Raw genomic sequence first — 17178 nt, 5'->3', positions numbered from 1 at the left:
AGGAACGTCGCTGAGCGTTCGCATGTTTGGCGTCCCAGAATGCAAAACGCCCACGACAAACCGAATACTTTTGCAGCAACGAGCTGTACCCCAAGAGCAAAAAGGCGATTAAAATCAGCAATCCCATTTAGCGAGGCTCCACCGTGGAGCCTCCTACCCATAAAGTACGACACGTTGTCGTAAAAACCTTCCGTTGGGCGACTCAACCAATTAGCAGAAAACCGCGTAACGTCCATCCACAGTTCACGATTCGTGGTGCCCTCGCTGCCATCGCGTTCACCGCTGCATTCTTTGCGTTGGCCGTTCCGAATTACTCTGCGTGGCAGTCGACTTGGTACACGACGATTATCACGACCGCCCGCAGCTTTGCATTCTCGTGGTCCGTGGTTGTGGTATCCACACTGATTCTCATGCCGGTGTTCGTCCGCGTACGCGTTGCTGCATAGCTATTCTTCGCGATTGCCTGCATTGCGATGCTTTCCAATTACCTACTCCCTCTTGGGCAACTCTGAGATCACGCACCGTTGCATAACTGCTTAGGGTTTTGGGTCAGCGAGGGACGAGCCGGACCCAAAAATCATGTTCAAGGCGAGCCGCTTCGTGGCGGGAGGCGGCTGGTTCGTCAACGCGACGTCGCGTGACACTACGAAACGCTAGCGGGGAGTGCCGCTCGATGCATCGCACTACTCCGCTTAAATGCTTCGCCGGGTATTGCATTATCACACGGTCGGGAGAATACAGGAAAATGGATGACAGGAAAATGACGATCCTGCATTTGGTGTCTGACAATTTTCCTGTCCCTCATCTTCCTGTAAATTCAGCTTTGCTTGATTGATCAATGAAGCGATGCTTCGCAAGGTCAACTCCTACACACTGAGCTTATTAGCACCCCACAGTACCTTGCCAGCAACAATGGAATAGAATCGTGGCAATCAGAAGCGAGTCTCCAGCGTGGGGCCTCTTCCCCGTAAAGTACGACACCGAGTCGTACATAACTCCGTTGTACGCCCCTAGTCGAGTTGCCACCGCTTGAATCGTCGTCGTCTCATGACCGCTTTCGCTTCGGTCGCCGTTCTCGCAACAGCTGCGTTTTTCCTGCTGCCACCCGCTCCACCGGCTGTTGACGTTACAACACGCTCCATCGTTGTGGACGACGCTGAGCGTTCTTACCGCATCGCATCGCCGCTTGCACTTCCAGAGATCGCCCCCGTCGTTTTTGCATTTCACGGCATTGGCGATTCTCCCGATTCGATGGCAACTTACTCTCAACTGGATCGCTTGGCGTCCGATCATGGTTGCCTGCTGGTCTATCCAACGGGCCTCAACGCGATGTGGGCGGCGATTGACGTCGATCCTGAAACCCTCGACAACAACCGTGACGTTCGTTTTTTCGATGCAATGCTCGAGCATATTGCTGCCCAATACGCGATTGACCGCAAACGCATCTACCTGACTGGAATGTCCAACGGTGCGTCTTTCGCCCAACTTCTCGCCAACGTTCGGTCTGCTGATGTTGCTGCCGTTGTCGCTTGTTCCGGCCCGAGACCTCGTGCTCTCAACGACGCCCAACACCGGTTTCCAATTCTGTTGATCGTTGGCGATGACGATTTGGCGTCTGGCTCAATGCAATCCGACCTCGATTACTATCGGACCGCTGGACATGATGCAGAATTGATCGTTGTTCGCGGGCTCGGACACGAATGGTCAACCCAGCACAACACGGAAGCTTGGGCTTTCATGGTCGATCGCCAACTCTCCCAGTAGTGCCGGGGCGTACAACATGGTTTTTACGCTGGGGCCTCCGGCACACCTTCCACGTTTGGCCACGCGGGCTGGCCTTGGTACAACTTCTCGCAGTTCAGGCATCGTGCGCTTCGTTCAGGGCGGTGTCGTAAGATCCTTCCGTTGGTCGACCTACCGCAATCTCATGGCTGCCGACAAAGCACCATCGCAGCCCTGGGACGCAACTTGGCAAATTGCACTCGCTCGCTTCGACAAACTTGTTGTCGATTGGCTCGTTCTAGCGTCTGTGCGTGACGTGATCGCCACGTTGATTGACATGCCCGAAATTCGCGGGTTGTTCATTAATCTTCGATGTTCACCGCATTCCTCACTCCCTACTCCTGCTACCCCGACTTTTTCAATGGTCGCCGCATTACGATTGACGCGGACGGAGATTCGGCCGTCACGGTGCGATTTTTGCGTGTTGGTTTTGACCAATCCCCGTCCGAACACACGTTCACAGTTGACGTTGCCCCAACGCAAATTGCCGCGTTGTGCCGCGAACATCTTTGATTCGCCGGTCTCCTAACTTACTTAGGGTTTGGAGGCAGCGAGAGACGAGCCGGACCCCAAACCATGTTCAAGGCGAGCCGCTTCGTGGCGGGAGGCGGCTGGTTCGTTAAAGCGACGTCGTTTGCCACTACCAAACGATAGTGGGGAGTGCAGCTCGATGCATCGCAGTACTCCGCTTAAATGCTTCGCCGAGTATTGCATTATCACACGGTCGGGAGAATACAGGAAAATGGGTGACAGGAAAATGACGATGCTGCATTGGGGGCTGACCATTTTCCTGTCCCTCATCTTCCTGTAAATTCAGCTTTGCTTGATTGATTGATCAAAGAAGCGATGCTTCGCAAGGTCAACTCCTACACACTGAACTGATTAGCAACCCACAGTACCTTGCCAGCAAGAATGGAATAGAATCGGGGCAATCAGAAGCGAGTCTCCAGCGTGGGGCCTCCTCCCCGTAAAGTACGACACCGAGTCGTACATAACTCCATTGTGCGACCCAGTCACTCGTTGATGCAGCCTTCACCTCCGTTTGACGACGCTGTTTCGACGTTTCGCGAATTCCTCCGATCGCAGAACGTTTCCGACAATGTGCGCTGGATTTGGCGTGACTCGATCATCTCGCGGCGCGGTGTTGGCTCCCGCTATCTGGCCACTCGGCCTATCTATATCGACAACACACAACTTGCTGCCGAAACGGACATCCGCCGTTATTACCAGACTGGCGTTGAACGCAATCTTGGTATTCGACTCGCCGTATTCTGTATCGCCGACGGCGACCCATATTGCTACATCCAACTCCCCGAAGATCAGACTGACGCCGAATACATGATGATGTCGTCGCTCAAATGTTCAATTCCTAACCCACCGCCAATCGCCACTCTCGTTCGGTCTGTGTATTTCGCACGGTTGCTGCGGTTGTTCATTCGCATGCCGCAATCTTCTTGGGCCAATCAATGTGTCCCGCTGAACCCCAGCGCGTAGGGGCGTACAACATGGTTTTTACGCTGAGGCCTTCGGCACACCTTCCACGTTTGGCCACGCGGGCTGGCATTGGTACCATTTCTCGTAGTTCAGACATCGCTCGCTTCGTTTAGGGCGGTGTCGTAAAAACCTTCCGTTGGGCGACCTTGATCAATCATGTCGCAATTGTTTCCCGAAGTCATCGACGAGCTAAACGCGGAGTTGCGGCGTTTGCTCGACGCTGAGCTGTCGGCTGGCAACGTCGTGGTGGAGACTTGGCGCGGTTGGATTCCACTCCTGAGTATTCGTAAACAACTCAGGTAAATTTATTCATGCCGCTCGCCTTAGTGCCCGCGAATCTCGCGTAGGAGTTTCGGTTGGCCTAACCGGTGATCAGCTTCAACAGATCACCGATCGTGCAATGGGACTCGAGCGGATGACGGAGCGATTCTTGGGTTAACACTTGATAGTGGTTCTTGCGGCCTACTTTCTCGCGGCGAATGAATCCCTCGTCCTCAAGATCTTGAACGATCCGCTGGACCCCGCGCTCGGTGATACCGACTTGCAGAGCGACCTCGCGCAGCACCATGTCGGGGTTGCTATGCAGCACAAGCAACACGTGGGCGTGATTGGTCAGGAAGGTCCAGCGACTCGTCTCGCGAGTTGCGGACGGGGGGTGGGATGGCTTTGCCGTCTTGCTCATTTCGAACGCTCGTTACCGCAGCGGGGTGTCAGGGGGGGTTGGCTGCCTCAAGTATATCGCCAAATAGACGAAAGTAAATTCACGAACCACGATTCGTCATTAGTCCCTTGATTTGACGACCACTTTTGATGTATTGCCCACCACCATCTCAAGATCCTAGCAATCAAAAGACGAACATCAATTGACGACATACATGTCGCGTAATAAACTTCGTGCAACCAGCGAGTTAATTGGAAAGCGTATATTGGCGATTGCACGTTGAAGCCTGGCTTCGCCTTTGCGGTTGACTCTTTCGAACCAACAACATTTATGCATGAACCCGATTCGAGTCTCACTGTGCCTGATTCTGCTAAGCCGCAATCGGTCGTGCCCAGCGAAGAGACTTTATTCCGAGTGCTTACCCACATCGGCTTGGCGATTGGCGTGCCGATTCAGCGGTCGGACTTGCAAGCCAGCGGCGAACATGCGGATACCCAACCGGGCGATCCGTTAGCCCGGCTATTGGCCAGCGCGAAGCACGCGGAGTTAATCTTAAGCGAAACAAAATTTTCAACGGTTCAAGAGCTGTTCGGCTTCGTACAGGAACGCTACCCGATTCTGATTTGGCACCACGATGGCCGATTCGAGGTACTCGAGACGACTGCCGGGCGACGTATTCAAGGCAGCGAGGTCCTCGATCTGCCGCAGACGCCGATCACGACGAAATCGCGGACCTACTCGAAGTCACAGCTTCGCCAATGGCTACGGTCCGATCCTCCGCCACGCTGCTTCGCGTGTCGAAAAGCATTGCCATGCGTTTCGATATCGTCGGCGCGTAGCACGCGCGACTATTTTGTGTCGGATTCGCATGCTCACGATCATCACCTCTCGCCGTTCCGCCGCTTTCTTGGTTTGTTACACCTCGATCGACGCGACATCATCACGGTCGTGTTGTTTGCGTTTGTTGCTGGAATCCTAGCCTTGGCAACACCGTTGGCGGTGGAATCGCTGGTGAATGTGGTCAGTTGGGGAACCTACGTGCAACCGCTGATTGTGTTGGGGTTGATGTTGTTGACGTGTCTGGGAATCGCCGGAGTGCTGAAAGTGCTGCAAGCGATCGGAGTCGAGTTGATCCAGCGGCGGCAGTTCGTTCGCATCGTCAGTGATCTGGCACACCGTTTTCCGCGAGCCAATCAGGCATCGTTGATCGGCGAGTTTCCGCGAGAACTCGCCAATCGAGTCTTTGACATCATGACCATCCAAAAAGCGACCGCGGTCTTGTTGTTGGACGGGGTGACGATTGTGTTGACGACGGTGCTAGGGCTGTTTTTGTTGGCCTTCTACCATCCGTTTTTGCTTGGTTTTGACATCGTGCTGGTAATCTCGATGATTTCGATCACTTGGTTACTCGGCCGTGGCGGGATCGACACTTCGATTGACGAGTCGATCACGAAGTACCGTGTGGCGCATTGGTTGCAAGATGTGATCGCGTCCCCTTCGATTTTCAAGCTCGGCGGAGGCGAAACGCTTGCGGTGCAGCGAGCGAACCAATTAACCGCCCAGTACATTGCCGCGCGGCAACTTCAATTCCGCGTGGTGCTTCGACAAATCGTATTTGCGATCTCGCTACAAGTCATCGCATCGACAGTCCTCCTCGCACTGGGCGGATGGTTGGTGATCGATGGTCAACTAACGCTTGGCCAACTTGTTGCCAGCGAGTTGGTTGTGACGGTGGTGGTGGGGGCGTTCGCCAAAGCAGGCAAGTCGATCGAAAAATTTTACGACTTGATGGCTGGCATCGATAAAGTCGGCCACCTGATCGACATACCGGCAGACGCCAAGCAAGAACCTGCCGTCTTGCCCCATGGCCCCGCCGAGATTCAGTGGAGCGATCTTATCTTGGACGGAGGTCTGTCGAAATCGAGGGTGCCTGCGGCGACCATCGCTGCTGGCAGCCGTGTTGCGATTGTCGGTGACGATGTCAACGGTCGATCGTTGTTGGCCCGTGCAGTGGCCGGATTGACGAGTCCCGTCGAAGGGACCGCTCAAGTCGCTGGCCATGACCCTGTGCATGCAGCGGCAACGGGCGAGGGACGGTTCTTGGGTTACGCCGGAGCGAACGATCTTTTTCATGGATCGCTACGCGAGAACCTGGATTTGGCTCGTAGTGGAATGACAGCACATCGTCTCCGCGAAGCATTAGACCATGTAGGTTTGTTGGACTTGGTACTACAGATGCCCGACGGTCTGCAATCGCGATTGCAAACCCACGGGTATCCTCTAAGCGATATTCAATCACGGCAACTTGTGCTGGCGCGAGCGATTTTGATGAAACCGAAACTGTTGGTGGTGGACGGTTTACTCGACGACTTGGCAAGCGAAGATCGTCGGGCCATTTGGCAGAAAATTGCCGCCGAAGATGCTCCGTGGACCCTGGTGGTCACGACCAATCGCCAGGATGTCGCGGAATTGTGCGAGATACAAATCGCTGTTCGCAAAGGGGCGTAACCCTCGCAAATTTAGATCCATGTTTTATCGCCATTACCGCAGCCTCACTCATGTTTAACGAATTCGCAAATCAAGAAGACTTCTCGACCATGCAGATGGTGCGAACCGGGAACTTCATCCGGCGGTGCGGTCGCATAACATTTTGCGCTTTGGTCATTGCCATTCTTGCGATGTTGTTTGTGCCTTGGCGTCAAACCGCGCCCGGAATCGGAACCGTCGTCGCACTTGACCCGCAACAACGACCGCACCCGGTGCTAAGTCCATCCAAGGGTGTGGTCAGCTACGTGAAAGAGGGGTTGCGTGAAGGAAGCTATGTGAAACAGGGCGAATTGCTGCTGCGGCTCACCCCGTTTGCGGCTGAGGGCGTTTCTCAGATTGACACGCAAATCATCGCAACCGAATCCAAACAGGCGTCTGCGGTATCAAGTCTCGAAGTCGCCAAGCAGGCCGCGGTACTGCAAGAAAGCAGCGGTAAAAATTTAGCTCAATCGCTGAAGCAGGATTACCAAGCGGCCAAGCAGAAATGGGAGCAAGCCAAAGACGAAGTCACGTCGATCCAGGCAGAGCTCTCTGACAAACGCAACCAACTAAGAATCGCCGAAGAGGTCGCCGTTCGCGGCTTGGTTTCCAAAGAAGAATTATTTTCAAAACGACAAGCAGTTGAGTCTCAGCTCGCCAAACTCAATAAAGCCGAAAACGCGGTGCACGAACAGTCGGCGATATTACTTTCCAAAGAAGAAGAAATTGAAGCGAAACTGCAAGAGATCGATATCAAGAACCGCACCGCCAGCCAAAAAGTGCTGGAGCAGATGCAGAAGATCAATGTGATCGAAAAGGAGATACTCGACTTGAGAAACAAACGGGGTGAGCTGGATCGTTTGGAGGTGACGGCCCCGCGAAGCGGCTTCATCCAGCAGTGGTACGGTTTGACGGGCAGCGACACGATCAAGGAAGGCGATCAATTATTTGTGATCGTTCCTGATACCGATGAACTAGCCGTGGAGATGAGAGTCAGTGGTAACGACATGCCGCTGCTAAAAGAGGGGGACCGCGTACGCCTGCAATTCGAGGGCTGGCCCGCGGTTCAGTTCGTCGGCTGGCCTTCGGTCGCCGTCGGCACGTTTGGCGGCAAAATCAACCGGGTTTTCCCAACCGATGACGGAATGGGGAATTTTCGTGTGGTTGTGACGCCTGATAATCACTTTACGCGGGAGGATGGATGGCCGGATGACCGATACTTACGTCAAGGTGTGCGCGCCAATGGTTGGGTGCTACTGAAACAAGTTCCTCTCGGCTACGAGATATGGCGTCAATTGAACGGATTTCCACCCGTTGTCGCGAACAACGAACCAAACCAGTCGAAGGACAAGGACAAAGGCAGGAAAGTAAAACTGCCCAAACTTTAACGATTGTTCGCGTTGCAGCGGCGAGGCAATTAGTGCTGGTTTGCCTGCAACGTGGCGTCTTGCCCAGCGGTGAGCGGACACGTTTCTTAGCAACTCTACTGCTCGTGCTGCTCACACTGACGAGCAATGCGGGGGGGCAGGTTGTCCAGCTCGCCCCTGAAAACTCGTTCACTCAGTTTTTGATGTTGGTGGAAGACGACATCGAGAAAAATGCCGCTGACCAAGATCAGGGTGACGCTGAGGTGTCGTCCGCAGCCGGTTTGGCTGGCGCCACATCGCCGGATTCTGAAACCGCCGACGCTGCATTAACGTTGGCGGACGTCTTTGCCAGTCTGTACCGCTCGTACCCCGACATTCAACGAGCCCGACAGGAACCAAGCATCGCAAACGGGCAAGTATTGTCGGCCTACGGCGCGTATGACACCAAATTCAACGCTCACTCGATCTCCGAGCCAACCGGGTTCTACCAGAACTACCGCAACGGACTCGGTGTCGCCCGGCAAACATGGTGGGGCGGTTATGCCGCAGCCGGATATCGCATTGGCCGCGGCTATTACCAATCTTGGTACAAAGAACGTCAAACCGATGATGCAGGCGAATTCAAAGTTGCGTATTCGCAGCCATTGTTGCAGGGCCGGGCGATTGATCCCGAGCGTGTTGCCGTGTTCCAGGCCGCACTGGCTCAGCAGGCCGCAGGTCCAATCATCCAGCAAACGATTCTCAACATTTCGCGTGATGCCGCCGTGGTCTATTGGGACTGGGTTGCGATGGGCATCATTCTAGAGGCTCAACGCGAAATGCTCGACCTCGCCGAACTGCGTGGCGAGCAATACGACGTCGGCGTGCAAGCAGGCAAGTTTGCCGAAATCGACTTGATCTTGAATCAACAACTGATTGCCGAACGCAAGGCGAAAGTCTTGGAGACGGAGCAAAAGTATCGTGCGACCGCGTTCAAGCTTGGCCTGTACCTTCGCGACGACGGGGGTCAACCGATGGTCCCCAACGACGCGTGGTTGCCCAAGCAATTTCCCATCATTCAGCCGCCACCCGCTAGCGATCTACACACCGATTTGGCCGCAGCACTGAGCCGTCGTCCCGAACCACAGCTTTTGCGGTTTGAGATGCGACACGTGCAGCTCGATCGCCAATTAGCTCACAACGAACTGCTGCCGCGATTTGATTTCATCAGCGAAGCGTCCCAGGACATGGGAGAACCCGCGACGAAGTCCGATGACAAGGGTGAGTTTGAATTGGTGATCGGTTTCACCAGCGAGGTTCCGATCCAACGTCGCAAGGCCCGTGGCAAGATCCAGCAGACCAATGGCAAAATCATTCAGATCAACGAAAAGTTACGATTGACTCAAGACAAGATTGCCAACGAGCTGCAGATCGCGCACAACGCATTGCAATTGTCGTCGCAGATTGTCGAGCAAAGTGAAGTCTCGCTTCACGCTGCTCTTGAAACTCTCGATCGTTATCGATTCGCGTTTGACAAGGGCAAGATCGACCTGATCTATCTGAACCTGTTAGAAACCAAAGCGAATGAAACCGAGATTAAACTGGTCGAGGCTCAGCGTAATTGGTTTGCTGCGTTGGCACAGATGCAAATCGCACTTGGTCTGGATCCACTTGATCAAGCCATGATTGTCTCGTCACTTCCCGAAAGCGACATGCCGGGCCCTGGCAACCTTCCTCACCCCGATCTTCCCAAGGCCGAGGTGATGGAACGAGATTGGCAACTGCACTCGGGTTCCCCCGAAGCCGGCCAGACAAACCAATAAGATGGTCACGAATTCGAGCGATGGGCTATTTGGGATTTGAGAAGAACATTCTTCTACTGGAACGGGCTGGCTCTTTTTGATCGATTGATAACGACTCTCAATAACTAGTGAAATCGTGTTTGTCGGCTTCTTTGTGATTCGATTCGCAACAAGCGGATTCTCGCTTGTCACCCGCACGTCGCGCCGATAGAGTCCAAATAGAGGCAACCCACGCGACGGATTCGTTTGCGGGTACCGTTAACCCCCAACATGCAACTCCCCCCAACTTACATTTCACAGTGGAACACGTTTTGCGTGTTCCCTATCCATTAAAAACACTCCTCACTAGGAAATCGATCATGTCTAACGATGCCGTCATCACCCAGCTCAACGAAATCCTCAAACACGAATGGACGGGCGTCGCCCAGTATTCGCAAGCCTCCTTCATCATCGAAGGTCCGTGGCGTGAGGTTTACTCGGCGAAATTCGAAGAGGACGCCGAAGAATCGTTCAATCACGCCAAGCTGATTGGAAACAAGATCGTCGCACTCGGGGGCGTTCCCGTCGCTCAGCGAAACGAGATCAAGCAGACGCGTGATCTGCGAGAAATGCTCGACAATGCATTGGCGTTCGAGTCCAAAGCGGTCGAGATGTACGAAAAGGCCCTCGAATTGGCCGAAGGGACTCGCTCGCTTGTCGTTTTCCTCGAAGACATCCTGCTACAAGAGCAAGAAGGAGTCGACGAGTACTCCAAGCTGCTTCGTGAAAGCTCGACTGCACAAGCTGAATTGTCTGCTCGCAAGTCAGGCTAAACGCCTCGCGTTTTGAGCAGACCCTTTCACGAAAGTCTTGACGACTTTTTGATTTCATGAGCCGCGACGCGTGAGCGGCCGGGTCCCGCGTATTACCCGATGCCTTACGGCCCACGGCTCACCATTGCGATTTGCACTTTGCTTAACTCAACGATCCGTTGACCGCTTCCGCTTCGACGGTGAAGCGTTTACGCCGTTTTTGTTGCGGCGGCGAACGATAGAATCGACTGACCGCTCTGTTCGCGGTCGGTGGGCTGGATGTCGTGCAGCGTCTGGCTGCAAACTCGGGCCAGCGGCAGCCCCAATACGTTCTTGAGTCCGCTAAATTCCGATCGCGTTAATTCCAGCGATTGTTGAGTAAACCAGCCCACATTGGACGAAAATGTCTCCGTCCTCAGTTCAAACGGCTTGGCATGCCGCTCGCGAAGCACCAACAGCACACGATGTCCCTCGGACGAATTGACGACGCCGAGAATTTGTTCGGTAAAGGGCATTTGGCTCTCGAGTGATGGAACTTCCGGGCTTCGTCGGTGGCCCAGTGCCTCACTATTCTGCATCAAATTGCCCCATCGTCAATGCGTTATTGAGAATCATTTGCAATAGAGATCTCATTTGGGCGAAAAACTCTCCGCAAACATTTGGAAAATGGCACTCCGCCGGGAGCTTGGCTTCCTATGCCTCCTACCGCGTGGACGGCGTCTTTGACAGCGTCCCGCCAGGCAATTCACCGCAGGCCTGTAGGGCGAGGATCGCAAAGGCACTGCCCGCATTGGAGATAAGATTGCTGCACTCATTGACCGGAGAACGGGTGAACCACATGCCGTTTTTACGCTGATTCGCTTTCAGCCACGCGATACCGCGTTGCAGCCGCATGTCGTCCGCCGGCAGTCCAAGTTCTCGTGCGATGACGATCACTAGCCCTGTTCCATAACCGTCACTGGTCTCGGTCTGCAGCGGTCGTTCGTGGGGCCGGACGAGGTCTTTCCAGTCGGTGAGAAGTCCCGCGGTTGACCAACCGCCGTCATCAAGTTGCCGGCTAAGAAGTTCCGCGAGCGTTTCGTTGCAATCCGCTTCGCTGACGATGCCGTCGACTCGAATCGAGCCCCACGCCAACATTGCGCGATGATGCAGTGATTTTGGGGGATTGTCGTGAAAATACTTGCGAAGCTTTTCCAGTCCCACGCGAGCTTGCGGCGTGTCGGCGTAGCGATCCGGGGCAATGCCGACGGTCAGCGCCGCGAGGGTGACACCATAGTGATCGTCAATCTCCAGCGGCGCGTAATCGCAGTCGGGCCAATTCCATCCACCATCGGCTCGTTGCGTCGTCCACATCAGGTCGAGAGTCTCTCGCGCGACATCGCTCAGTTTGCCGGTGGTTTGCAAGTCATTCAAGGTTAGCCCTGTCGCGACCACGATCGTCCAGAAACCTTGGCCTTGCGAAGGCATCCGCTTCTGCCAACGCACCCGGCGATAGTCTTCGTAAAAACTGCGGACTTCGCCCGAGTCCGGCAAAATCGACTTCAGTGCGGGGCGCGCTGCCAAGTAGAACAGATTGGTATGGCAGGTGGCACACTTTTTAGTCTTTTGCCAATTCAGTGCAGAACGATCCAAGTATTGCGCCGCTCTTGTCGCCGAATATTCTTTCGAAATTGGTTCGCTTGCCGAGATCACTGGCAAGCCTTCTTCGACGTCATCTAGCGTGATTGGCTGTTGAGCACTGGCAGATTTGCTAATCAACAGAGTGCCAAGAATCATCAATGCAGCGACTTGCTTCGATAGGATCGGTCTCATCGCGGCAGGTTCCTTTTGTAAGGGTGGGAGGTCGTCCAGTGTAACGTTTTCTCACCCGGCGAGTGGATCGCTTACTCGTCTAGCAGTTCAGCGATCTTCTCGGTTGGACGACCGATGGCCGCTTTTTTACCATGCACAACGATTGGCCGTTCGATCAGTTTCGGGTGTTCCGCCAAGGTGGCGAGCCACTCTTTGTCGGACAACGTTTTGCCAGCGAGCTGCAGTTCGCCAAACAGCTTTTCTTTCTTGCGAACGAGTTGTTCCGGTTTGATCCCAAGCATCTTGACGATTTGCCCGAGTTCTTTCTCGCTCGGTGGATTTTCCAAGTATTTAACAACGTCAAATTCGCCCCCACGCGATTCAAGCAGTTCGACCGCTTGACGAGATTTGGTGCACCGGGGGTTGTGATAGATCGTGGTCATGGATGGGGCAAAAAAATGGAGGTTCGAAAACGCTTCGTCTGTTGAGAAACGGCTAAGGATCGTCGGAAGAATAACTGGCGGCGTCTTCCGTAGTGGACGAGGCAACGAGTCCTTTTTGGCTCCGTGAAGCTGCCGGACTCGTAGCCTCGCCCACTACCGCCCGCTATTCATTGTTCCGAACGTCCTTAGTGAGGTGCCTGATTGTACTCGTAACATGGATGGTTTGGAGGCCAGGCAATATTACCGAGAAGGGCTGGGCATCGTTCAACGATTTCGCCCGGATGCATGGCACTGATGGTGCAGTGCAGACAGCGGAACTTCTGCAATTAGGCACGAGTCCTGCGGCGAAGCACTCGCTACTTTGACGGAGCAAAAAGGCGACAATGGCGACTAATTCGGTTGTGGCAGCGGTGCGGAAATGGGGATCTCGTTTCTCAGCAACTTGCCCGCCTCGCCGACGAGCCGCAGATAGTAGTCACTTGGCAAACCTTCGTAGCCCAGGAACTGAACGCCGTTGCCGACCGGTGGCTGATCGGTGCATTTAAAGATCGCGGTTCCTTCATCGACTTCGTCAAACATGGCAACGTAAATCATCTCGCCGCCCATTTTCCTGGCCGCCACAATTTGGCTCCAAAGAAACTCGCCTTTGCGTCGTGGGATCGATGCCAAAGGATCGCCTTTGAGGTTATGCCAACTGAAACCGGGAAAGACAACGGGCAAGAAGTCCTGGTCGTGTTGCTGGCACCACGCTTGGTCTTTTGCCCAGACGTTTTCTGCGTGCCGCTTTGCTTCGGATGGTGATCGGTAGCGGCCGACACTCCATGGGCTGACAATATCTGCGAGCTGGATGATTTCGAGCAATCGTGCGTCGTCAACCGCGTCTCGCTCACGCGATCGCCAGAATGACGGCACCCCAATCATGACCGTGCATCCTTGGCTCTTGAACCAACGAATCAATTGATGGCAGTATTCCAAACTGTATTCCCGATTGTCATTGAATCCAATTCCCCAGATCGAGATGACGGGCTTGCCTTCGTGATGCAGATAAGCTTCATCATCGGTGATATGTTGCTTCGACTGGATCTCGCGCCAATCTTGTTGCACCAATTGAGTATCGTCTGCGCTGAGTCCTGACAAATCGTACATCACTGCGTAGACACGCCCCGAGCGCTGGGCTCCTTCGCGAACGTGATCCAGAACGCGGTCCTTGTGCTCTCGTTGTGACTGGTTTTTCAATCCGGAAGCGAACCGCTGCAAAAAGACGCCATCGATACCGTACTGCTGCATCCAATCAAAGTGCCGCAGCACCGTCTTTCGATTCGTGCTGCTAAAGACCTCGGCTGTACTGCCATCGGCGTGGCGAAACCCGGTCGCATAGCGTTCGTCGGCATCGTATTCGGTCATATCCGGCCACAGGTCGACCGTGACATTTCCGGCAGCCGGCAACCGTTGATGATTTCTCGTCCAATGTGTCCATCCGAGGTTCGCACCGTCGCCTTCACAATTGAACCAGCCTTGATAGCCGCACATTACTTTCCCCGTCAGAGTCGAGCGATCGACGGTGTGCTCTGGGACAGCATCGGCGACGCCGATGGCGGGAAGGCATAACAACAACAGCGTCGCAGTGATTTTTCTCATGCTAGACAAATAAGCGTAAACGGCAAAGGTTGCCGAGGGTATCATCGTTCGCGTTTCGAGCGATTGTGTCCGCTGCGGACGCACTGTTCCAAGCTCGCTCGCAACCGGTCGACAATTTCAGGGTGCTGGGCATACAGATTATGCTGCTCGGCCGGATCGCGGCGAAGGTTGTACAGCTGGCCTGTCACACCGTCCGGTTTCGGTTGGACTAACGTCGGTTTCGAAAACCCTCCTGATCCCAAACCCGTGATCAGTTTCCAGTCACCTTCGCGAATCATCATCATCGACGCGGCGCTGCCGGCCTGCATTACGAATTGAGTCCGTGCTTGGGCCGCGTTGCGTTTATCGCCTGTCAACGCTTGCAGAAAACTGATGCTGTCGCTTCCCGCCGCCGTGGGAATCGTCACGTTCAGCACGTCGGCAAAGGTCGCCAAAAAGTCGGTAAAGCAAACCAGCTGGTCGCTTGTGCTGCCGGCTTTGACGCGGCCGGGCCAGCGGACAATTAGCGGCATTCGATGTCCCGCTTCCCACGCATCCGATTTCATACCGCGAAACCCGCCCGCGGAATCGTGTCCGAATCGATCGACGTCCCTGTCATACCAAGTTGGCCCGTTGTCGGATGTAAAAACGAGCAGCGTATCGTCATCCATCCCCGAATCGTGAAGCGTTGTCAAGACTCGGCCGATCTGTGCATCCACCATCATCAAGAAGTCACCGTACATCCCAGCGCCACTCTTGCCGGCGAATTCTTTCGACGGAAGCCACGGTGTGTGCGGCGCCGGGTAGGCCAAGTACAGCATCAAGGGAGGTTTCGCACTCTCGTCAGCGGTGGTTTTATCAGCGGCATGATCCGCAATCACTTGCGTCGCCTCGTCGGTAAACCGCTCTAACACATCGTGCAATTGCAAATCGGCAGCGATTCCACCAGCTCGCCAGAACGCCCCTTGAATCGGAGACCATCCATCGCTGTGATTGGCATCGATGTGCTGCGTCGGAGGCTCGACCGCTCGGTCGTTGCGGATGTAAAAGTAGGGCGGAATATCAGTTGACGCACGAATTCCAAAAAAATCGTCGAACCCACGGTCCACTGGACCGCCCCGCAGCGGTTTGTCATAGCCCTCTTCGTTGAATCCCAGATGCCACTTGCCCACCATCGCGGTGCGATAGCCAGCGGATTTCGCCAGCGAAGCGATTGTCCATTGATCTTGTTGGATTAATGGTTTGCGGGGCCATACGCTCACATCAATGCGAAACGGGTATTGCCCCGTCATCAAACCGTAACGGGACATGTGGCACAGTGGTCCCGGTGCATGAGCGTCGGTAAAACGCATGCCGTCACGAGCGATCCGATCGATGTTCGGCGTTGGGATTTTCGAGTTTGGATTGAAGCAGCCTGGGTCACCGTAGCCCATGTCATCGACAAGAATCACGACGATATTCGGTTTCGAGACGCGTTGGACTTTCAAAGCCGCATCGAGTGCCGCAATCGTCGGCGGCGACGGTTTGACGCTGCCTGGTCGTTGACCGGCGGCGATTTCATGAGGCGTCCAGCCACGTTTGTTTTCCTGATTCCAAATCGCCGGATCGGCACCGACTTCGGCCAGCACCGCGACCGTGGTGGGGAACGTCCGCAGTGCCGCGCCATGCATTGCGGTTTCGCCTTTGCGATCGACCACGTTGGGATCGAGCCCCAAATCCACCAACTTGCGGATCGCCAAGTTGACTTCTTCGGGGGTGCCCGGTTCTTCGCCCACCGCGATCACGCCCACTCCTGCGGCGGCCATCAATGCCGTCGTCCCATCGGCATTCGTGATGGACGGGTCAGCACCGAGTTCGAGCAGCAGTTCCATCAAGGGAAGATCGGCGCCCCGCGACGCCAGTAAAAACGGTGTCGTCCCTTTGGGATTCAGCCGGGCGCCTCGGGGTGTTCCATTTTTCAACTGCAAATTGACATCGGCGCCGGCGGCAACAATCGCTCGCACGAAATCGAGTGTATTGAGCGATCCGGTGATTCGCGGCGCCGGATCGCCTGCGGGATCGTCGCCCAGTTCGGTTCGGCGCACCCAGGTGATCGCGTGCAGTGGCGCATAGCCGCTGCGTTGATCGTTTGGATCGGCTCCCCGCTGGATCAACTTGATCGCCAATTCCAAATGCCCACTTTCGACCGCTAGCATCAGAGCGGAGGTTCGTTTTCGCGGATCGCGTCCGCCACTACGACTCGGATTCATCACGGCGTTGACGTCGAGTCCCGCGTCCAGCAGTCGCATCACCACATCGGTTCGCCCGTGACGGGCGGCAAACATGATCGCCGAGAAGTCCGATTTTGGCAGGCGATCGTCCAATCGAGCGCCCCCTTGGATCAACGCGTCCACGGCATCGAGGTTGCCGGCCGCTGCAGCCCACATCAGTGCGGTTTGACCACCCACTTCTTTGGCGTTTACGTTCGCGCCATGCTTGACCAATGCCCGCACGATCGCGGCGTTGCCCGTTCGCGCGGCCAACATCAACGGCGTTTCTTTCCCCAGACGTGTCGCACTCACATCGGCATCGTGGCGGATCAAAGCAGCCACCGCATCCTCGCATCCGTATTCACAGGCGAGACTCAGCGGGCTGACTTGATATTCGTTCACCGCGTTGACGTTTCCGCCAGCATCAACCAACGACTCGATCACATCGGCTCGGTTGTGAAACGCGGCCCAGTGAACGGCCGTCATCCCATCGGCCTGGGACGCATTGACGTCGACATGATCGTCGGCCAAATGCTTTGTAACCGCATCCCAACGCTGGCGTTCGGCATCATCAGCAAGGTCAGCCGCCGAGGCGGGCGGCCATGTCATGCACAGCACGAATGCAACAAACGCTCGCACCACTGGAATACAGCAAGACAAGAATTTCATGTTCATC

At 55.1% G+C, this 17178-nt stretch carries 14 protein-coding genes; 8 read left to right on the top strand and 6 right to left on the bottom strand.

Features of this window, described 5'->3' with window-relative positions:
* Positions 1-1047 precede the first annotated feature (1047 nt).
* The 4 genes from ABD971_RS35555 (at position 1048) to ABD971_RS35540 (ending at position 3579) form a co-directional block, all read left to right on the top strand.
* A complete protein-coding gene (locus tag ABD971_RS35555) occupies positions 1048-1764 on the top strand; it encodes a CE1 family esterase (RefSeq protein ID WP_345328477.1) in 717 nt (238 codons plus the stop codon).
* Positions 1765-2094: 330 nt separating this feature from the next.
* On the top strand, positions 2095-2295 hold the full coding sequence (locus ABD971_RS35550; RefSeq protein ID WP_345328476.1) for a hypothetical protein: 201 nt from the start codon (positions 2095-2097) through the stop codon (positions 2293-2295).
* A 510-nt stretch (positions 2296-2805) separates the two neighbouring features.
* Positions 2806-3276 carry a hypothetical protein gene (locus ABD971_RS35545; RefSeq protein ID WP_345328475.1) on the top strand — a complete coding sequence of 157 codons (471 nt, stop codon included), beginning with the start codon at positions 2806-2808 and terminating at the stop codon, positions 3274-3276.
* A gap of 156 nt (positions 3277-3432) precedes the next feature.
* Positions 3433-3579, top strand: a complete 147-nt coding sequence (locus tag ABD971_RS35540) for a hypothetical protein (protein WP_345328474.1) — start codon at positions 3433-3435, stop codon at positions 3577-3579.
* Between the two features lie 58 nt (positions 3580-3637).
* Here ABD971_RS35540 and ABD971_RS35535 read toward each other — a convergent pair whose 3' ends face one another.
* Positions 3638-3958: a helix-turn-helix transcriptional regulator gene (locus ABD971_RS35535; protein ID WP_345328473.1), complete on the bottom strand. Its 321-nt coding sequence runs from the start codon at positions 3956-3958 to the stop codon at positions 3638-3640.
* A 336-nt stretch (positions 3959-4294) separates the two neighbouring features.
* On the opposite strand from ABD971_RS35535, the gene ABD971_RS35530 reads away from it, so the two are divergent.
* The 4 genes from ABD971_RS35530 to ABD971_RS35515 all read left to right on the top strand — a co-directional run bounded on the left by ABD971_RS35530 (position 4295) and on the right by ABD971_RS35515 (position 10423).
* On the top strand, positions 4295-6445 hold the full coding sequence (locus ABD971_RS35530; RefSeq protein ID WP_345328472.1) for an ATP-binding cassette domain-containing protein: 2151 nt from the start codon (positions 4295-4297) through the stop codon (positions 6443-6445).
* Between the two features lie 50 nt (positions 6446-6495).
* Positions 6496-7851, top strand: coding sequence for an HlyD family secretion protein (locus ABD971_RS35525; RefSeq protein WP_339941817.1), 1356 nt, complete (start codon positions 6496-6498; stop codon positions 7849-7851).
* A gap of 32 nt (positions 7852-7883) precedes the next feature.
* Positions 7884-9632 (top strand): TolC family protein, encoded by a 1749-nt coding sequence (locus tag ABD971_RS35520; RefSeq protein ID WP_345328471.1) that lies wholly within the window; start codon positions 7884-7886, stop codon positions 9630-9632.
* A gap of 338 nt (positions 9633-9970) precedes the next feature.
* Positions 9971-10423 carry a ferritin-like domain-containing protein gene (locus ABD971_RS35515; RefSeq protein ID WP_345328470.1) on the top strand — a complete coding sequence of 151 codons (453 nt, stop codon included), beginning with the start codon at positions 9971-9973 and terminating at the stop codon, positions 10421-10423.
* A 188-nt stretch (positions 10424-10611) separates the two neighbouring features.
* Here the strand turns inward: ABD971_RS35515 and ABD971_RS35510 are convergent, their stop codons facing one another.
* The 5 genes from ABD971_RS35510 to ABD971_RS35490 form a co-directional block, all read right to left on the bottom strand.
* Entirely contained in the window at positions 10612-10917 is a 306-nt protein-coding gene (locus ABD971_RS35510; protein ID WP_345328469.1) for a hypothetical protein, read from the bottom strand.
* Positions 10918-11104: 187 nt separating this feature from the next.
* On the bottom strand, positions 11105-12214 hold the full coding sequence (locus ABD971_RS35505) for a prenyltransferase/squalene oxidase repeat-containing protein (protein WP_345328468.1): 1110 nt from the start codon (positions 12212-12214) through the stop codon (positions 11105-11107).
* A gap of 71 nt (positions 12215-12285) precedes the next feature.
* Positions 12286-12636, bottom strand: a complete 351-nt coding sequence (gene arsC, locus ABD971_RS35500; protein ID WP_345328467.1) for an arsenate reductase (glutaredoxin) — start codon at positions 12634-12636, stop codon at positions 12286-12288.
* Between the two features lie 390 nt (positions 12637-13026).
* The gene (locus tag ABD971_RS35495; protein ID WP_345328466.1) at positions 13027-14274 is read right to left on the bottom strand and encodes a glycoside hydrolase family 99 protein; all 1248 of its coding nucleotides are present in this window, start codon (positions 14272-14274) and stop codon (positions 13027-13029) included.
* A gap of 41 nt (positions 14275-14315) precedes the next feature.
* Positions 14316-17171, bottom strand: coding sequence for a sulfatase-like hydrolase/transferase (locus ABD971_RS35490; protein WP_345328465.1), 2856 nt, complete (start codon positions 17169-17171; stop codon positions 14316-14318).
* Between the last annotated feature and the right edge of the window lie 7 nt (positions 17172-17178).

Origin of the sequence: Novipirellula rosea (assembly GCF_039541335.1) — a bacterium.
Classification (GTDB): Bacteria; Planctomycetota; Planctomycetia; order Pirellulales; family Pirellulaceae; genus Novipirellula; species Novipirellula rosea.
This window is presented reverse-complemented; position numbering and strand designations above follow the sequence as displayed.

Coding starts and splice junctions, on each gene's coding strand:
- ABD971_RS35545 (WP_345328475.1), top strand. CDS start 2,806: ATGCAGCCTTCACCTCCGTTTGACGACGCTGTTTCGACGTTTCGCGAA.
- ABD971_RS35555 (WP_345328477.1), top strand. CDS start 1,048: ATGACCGCTTTCGCTTCGGTCGCCGTTCTCGCAACAGCTGCGTTTTTC.
- ABD971_RS35515 (WP_345328470.1), top strand. CDS start 9,971: ATGTCTAACGATGCCGTCATCACCCAGCTCAACGAAATCCTCAAACAC.
- ABD971_RS35490 (WP_345328465.1), bottom strand. CDS start 17,171: ATGAAATTCTTGTCTTGCTGTATTCCAGTGGTGCGAGCGTTTGTTGCA.
- arsC (WP_345328467.1), bottom strand. CDS start 12,636: ATGACCACGATCTATCACAACCCCCGGTGCACCAAATCTCGTCAAGCG.
- ABD971_RS35510 (WP_345328469.1), bottom strand. CDS start 10,917: ATGCCCTTTACCGAACAAATTCTCGGCGTCGTCAATTCGTCCGAGGGA.
- ABD971_RS35535 (WP_345328473.1), bottom strand. CDS start 3,958: ATGAGCAAGACGGCAAAGCCATCCCACCCCCCGTCCGCAACTCGCGAG.
- ABD971_RS35495 (WP_345328466.1), bottom strand. CDS start 14,274: ATGAGAAAAATCACTGCGACGCTGTTGTTGTTATGCCTTCCCGCCATC.
- ABD971_RS35505 (WP_345328468.1), bottom strand. CDS start 12,214: ATGAGACCGATCCTATCGAAGCAAGTCGCTGCATTGATGATTCTTGGC.
- ABD971_RS35550 (WP_345328476.1), top strand. CDS start 2,095: ATGTTCACCGCATTCCTCACTCCCTACTCCTGCTACCCCGACTTTTTC.
- ABD971_RS35540 (WP_345328474.1), top strand. CDS start 3,433: ATGTCGCAATTGTTTCCCGAAGTCATCGACGAGCTAAACGCGGAGTTG.
- ABD971_RS35525 (WP_339941817.1), top strand. CDS start 6,496: ATGTTTAACGAATTCGCAAATCAAGAAGACTTCTCGACCATGCAGATG.